The organism is Paenibacillus sp. OT2-17 (assembly GCF_009827695.1).
GTDB classification, from domain to species: domain Bacteria; phylum Bacillota; class Bacilli; order Paenibacillales; family Paenibacillaceae; genus Paenibacillus; species Paenibacillus polymyxa_B.
In genome coordinates this window covers 1-1,068 of the sequence record NZ_WUDQ01000870.1, presented here as the reverse complement: position 1 = coordinate 1,068, position 1,068 = coordinate 1, and the positions used below count along the sequence as shown (strand labels likewise).

General features: G+C 36.9%; 1 protein-coding gene. It reads left to right on the top strand.

The features are described from left to right. Positions 1-724 (top strand): ROK family protein (locus tag GRP75_RS27790; RefSeq protein WP_160790984.1); only part of this gene is annotated, 724 nt, incomplete at its 5' end. Between the last annotated feature and the right edge of the window lie 344 nt (positions 725-1,068).

Here is a 1,068-nt window from a genome sequence, read left to right as displayed (position 1 = left end):
CGTCAGCATGCCAGGTATTGTGAATTCGGAAAGCGGTCACATGGTGCATGGCGGTTCATTAAGATATATAAATGATATAAATATGCTTGACGTTTTTAAGAAAGCGTTTCACAAACCTGTAGCGATTGAAAATGATGGAAAGTGTGCTGCTCTTGGAGAAGCATGGCGTGGTTCATTACAAGGGATTACCGATGGTGTCGTTCTGGTCGTTGGAACAGGGATGGGCGGTGGAATCATCTCTCAAGGGAAATTGCTGAAGGGCCATCATTTATCAGCTGGAGAGTTCTCCTTCATTAGAACGAACAACGAAAATGCAGACAATGATGATTATCTGCTTGGTATGCAAGGGAGTAGTTTTGTTTTAACTAAAACCGTTGCGAAAGCCAAAGACCTTCCTGCAGATTCTATGACAGGTGAAAAGATATTCAAGTTCATTGAAGAAGGTGATGGCACGGTCCAAACGATTTTTCGAGAATACTGTAGGAACATCGCAACACAAATCATTAATTTGCAATCCATACTTGATCCTGAAAAGTTTGTAATTGGGGGAGGCATATCTGAAAATCCTTTATTGGTTATTACCATTAGGGAAGAGCTAGAAAAGCTTTATAAGGATTCTATCTATAATTTTGTGTGTGCAGATATTGAACAAAGTAGATTAGGCAATGAAGCGAATTTGCAAGGTGCTATATATAACTACAAACAATCCTATCATCTTGAATGATAACTAAAGTTATATTTCGATGAGTGCGGGATTGAGTATTACAAACAAATAAAATAACAACAAAAGAGCGTGCCTTAACTTTGGACACGCCTTTTTTGCATTACAGATGTTTGATATAGGAGCTTTATATAATGAAGCTGGATTGAAGGTTAGAAGCCAAGTTTTACATGAACTTTGGATGTCTGATTTATCTTGTCCCTCTCTAGTAAGGAATCATTAAGTTTACATAATATATATTATGTTTTTTGTGTGGTAAAATCTGCAAGTGGATCACTCTTATCAAGTGTCCGCTTGCAGATTCAAGTTTCACTGACCATATAAAAATAACTTATTTTTTATATTGA